Raw genomic sequence first — 3,382 nt, 5'->3', positions numbered from 1 at the left:
ATTTACAAGGACCAGAACAAAAATATTACTCTCACTTTTGGAAATATGAAGTAGGAAGCGCATTAGAAGACAGCACACAGGCGATTTTAAACCGATTAGATATCTTCCGTAATACGTTGTATTTAAAGCGTATGTATGGGCAAACAGGATTTTCCTTAGAAATTCGAAAGTGGATGGATGAAGGGCACCTTATCTTTTATGATTTAGCGGGAATGGGAAAAGAAGATACATTGCTTACAGTCGGTTACATTTGTAATCAATATCACCGTATCGCCCAACAGCGGCCGCATGGTTCAAAACTACATTTAGGAGTTATAGATGAAGCACATGACGTGCCAGTACCCGTTCTTCCGAAAATTATTGCAAAGGATCGGAAGCATGGATTTGGATTATGGGTGATTACCCAGCAAGTTTCGGGACAGTTAGACAGAGAGCTAACAGATATGTTAACAGAGGCGGGCGGAAATTACTTTGTATGTAGGCAAGGTCATAATTCCGCGAAAACGTTAGAGGGCATTATGCAAAAGCAATTCCGTACAGAGTATTTGCAGAACCTTCCTAACTTAGTTGTAGCGATTCAAACGCAAGATTATATCAGAGGTGAGGCAAAAAATGTGTGGTGTACTATACGTGTTCCACCATTAGACCGATACCTACCAAATGGAAAAGCGGCGAATTATAAAAACGAAAAAGAAATTCATGCATCAAATGAATGGACCAGAGCAAAGATTCATTCTTTAGAGCAACAAAATGGGAAAGCAGGATTAGAGATCGACAAGGAAATTGATGAGTTTCTATATGGAAAAGGCAAGTATCAACAAGTCGAAAAAGTCAATTTAACCAAAGAAGAACCTGTTGTGACTTCGGGGCTAGATGAATTAGAAGAAAAAGCACCTTCCAATGAAGAAGTGAAAGAACCTGTTTCCGAAATAAAGCCAGTCGAATCCACACATCAAGCGCAAATTATCCCATTTCGAAAACAAGCTACCGAAGCAGTAAAAGTGAAAGAAGAAAAACAAGAAGTGAAACAGCCAGAAACACAAATAAAAGAATCAGAAATAGAACTTCCAGAAGAAACGCTGATCATCGAACCATCAAAGGGTGAGGATGAAATGGAGGCTGTTATGAAAGGAGAAAAAAGCATTTTCGATATGTGGGAAAAGGAGTAGAGACTATGTGCAGTATGTTGCTATTGGAAGAAGACCAAAACTTACTCATGGATATACACAATCACATCTATGTTGATATGGAGTATATAACAGAAAAAGTATATCCGAACCATAAGAAAAAATCAGTATATTACCGTTTGAATCGTTTGGTACAAGAAAAATATTTAAAAAATGAATTACTTCCCATACCTGTTTCAAGAAACCAGGTTCGGAAATCTGGAAGACCGCAAAACGTATATACGCTTGCGGCAAAGGGAGTAGAAACAGTTTGTGGATTAAGAGGGAGTGTACATTGGAAAAGTAGTTGGTCCCAACGTTCGGCATCCTTTGTGTATCACAGTTTAATGTTAGCAAAGATTGAATGTGCCATGACATTAATATCGAAGAGAGAAGAAAGATTGGAACTAAAGGAATGGATTAACGAACCGCGGGCCACATTCCAATATGCAAAAGGAAAAAATCGTGTCATACGCCCAGACGGGGTTGCGGTAATTGGATTAAAAGAAGCGATTGATAAAAACATTGGTGTATTCATGGAAATGGAACGTTCTTACGGATCAAAAGAAGTATTAGAAAAAAAGATCATCCGTTATAACGATTTCATGACGCAAGAAGGAAAAAAGGCAGATTATCGGACACATGCTGGTATGGGATATGAAATACCAATATGGCGCCTGGTATTTGTTGCAGGTAGTGAAAGTAGGGAAAAAGAATTGATTCGCTACTTAAAAGGAGTAAGCAGTCCAGAAATTCCAGTTTATATCACACTGTTTCAAGATATATTGCAAGACCCATTCGGGAATATTTATCGGAATATTCAAAATCCAAATGAGAAAGTGAGGTTCTAAGAATGTGTTTCGGTTTATTTTATCGATAAGCGCCAGTATTTTTCTGTTGATTGTCTTTTCAGATTGGTTATTTGAAAGAGTACCAGGATCAAGAGAAGCCTGGGAAGTGGTAAAAAGTAAGGTGGTGGAAATTTACTACACGCAAGGATGGGAAGGCGTGTTACTTCTCTTCCTGGTGGTAGTGGGAATATGGAAGATGGCCGATAGTCGATCATAAGGGGGAGATAAACAATGTTTACACATAAAAACACTTATGAAAGAGGAAGTGCGGGAGAAGTTGAAGCTCAATTTCTAGTGGAAATCTATGAGGGAATGGGTTGTGAGGAATTACATGAGATTTGTTTATCTCAAACAGATGTATATATGCAGAAGTTTTATCTGATGGAAAACGGAAAAATCATCGAAATAGAAATTGGATTAAATACAGATGAATTGGAATGGAGGTGTGATGGGGTAGAGCTTACAAAAGAAAAAGCAATATTAGAAATCGAGCATGAAATCAGCTGTTATGACATGTTCGAGCAAGCAAGAATAGACAAAGGGTGGATGTTTAAAGAAAAGGCAAACAAGTTTCTTACAGTTTTAAGAGAAAAGGAGAGTGCATGATGGACGAATTGGAAGGTTTAGAGTTTGTAAGGGCGTTTCGGGCTACAGATGGGGCGTCCTTTGAAGTGGGGAGGGATGGAGACAAACGGTATGTGGTTCATGCTAGATTCCCATATATCACAGGCAGTCAAACGAAACTCAACAATTTTATCAATTATGCAAGAAATGAAATAAAAGATGAATCAACCGCGGTTGGCATGGCTTCATTTGCTTGTGATTGTTACGAACGATCTTTACGCCAGTACCGAAATTGAAAGGGGGATGAATATGGTTCAAAAGGTGAAACAGTGGTTCGCAAAAACATTTGAAAGTAAACAAGGAAAGGCAAGGAAAGCGACAAAGATTCCTTCCTATAAAGGCCGCTTAATTGGAAAATGGGCCTTTTGGCTCCTGTTTTGTTGGATGCTGATTGTATCCATCACAACCGTAGTAAAAGGAAAGGGAGATACAACAGCAAAGGCCAGCACCACTCCAAAGGAAGTCACACAAAAACAAAACCTTGCCTCGCGTCCAGAAGCGATTGAATTTGCGCGGGGATTCGCAAAGGAATACTTTACTTGGCAAAGAGGGGATGAGGGGAAGAAGAAGCGTTCCGAGCGCTTACATCCCTATATACCGAAAACATTTGATCCGCAAGTTGGTTTAGATTTTGTAAGTATGCAATGGGATTCGAATTTTCTATACGCAACTGTATTAAAAGTAGATGAGGTCACAGATAAAGAAGCAAACGTAATTTTTAAAGTGAAATACAAATTAAGT

General features: G+C 38.8%; 4 protein-coding genes and 1 pseudogene. All 5 read left to right on the top strand.

The window, feature by feature from the left end; genetic code table 11:
- Positions 1-1,169: pseudogene (locus ACQGS6_RS25065) on the top strand (ATP-binding protein); the annotation flags it as partial.
- Between the two features lie 5 nt (positions 1,170-1,174).
- Positions 1,175-2,017 carry a replication-relaxation family protein gene (locus ACQGS6_RS25060; protein ID WP_000337181.1) on the top strand — a complete coding sequence of 281 codons (843 nt, stop codon included), beginning with the start codon at positions 1,175-1,177 and terminating at the stop codon, positions 2,015-2,017.
- A gap of 231 nt (positions 2,018-2,248) precedes the next feature.
- A complete protein-coding gene (locus ACQGS6_RS25055; protein ID WP_426965775.1) occupies positions 2,249-2,623 on the top strand; it encodes a hypothetical protein in 375 nt (124 codons plus the stop codon).
- Positions 2,620-2,877: a hypothetical protein gene (locus ACQGS6_RS25050; RefSeq protein ID WP_426965774.1), complete on the top strand. Its 258-nt coding sequence runs from the start codon at positions 2,620-2,622 to the stop codon at positions 2,875-2,877. Before ACQGS6_RS25055 ends, ACQGS6_RS25050 begins: the two co-directional genes overlap by 4 nt.
- A 13-nt stretch (positions 2,878-2,890) precedes the next feature.
- A partial coding sequence (locus ACQGS6_RS25045; RefSeq protein WP_426965773.1) for a conjugal transfer protein occupies positions 2,891-3,382 on the top strand: 492 nt, incomplete at its 3' end.

Origin of the sequence: Bacillus sp. GMs2/2, assembly GCF_050172095.1 — a bacterium.
Lineage (GTDB): Bacteria > Bacillota > Bacilli > Bacillales > Bacillaceae_G > Bacillus_A > Bacillus_A cereus.
The sequence above is the reverse complement of the archived record's forward strand: the minus strand, read 5'-3'. Positions and strand labels throughout refer to the sequence as shown.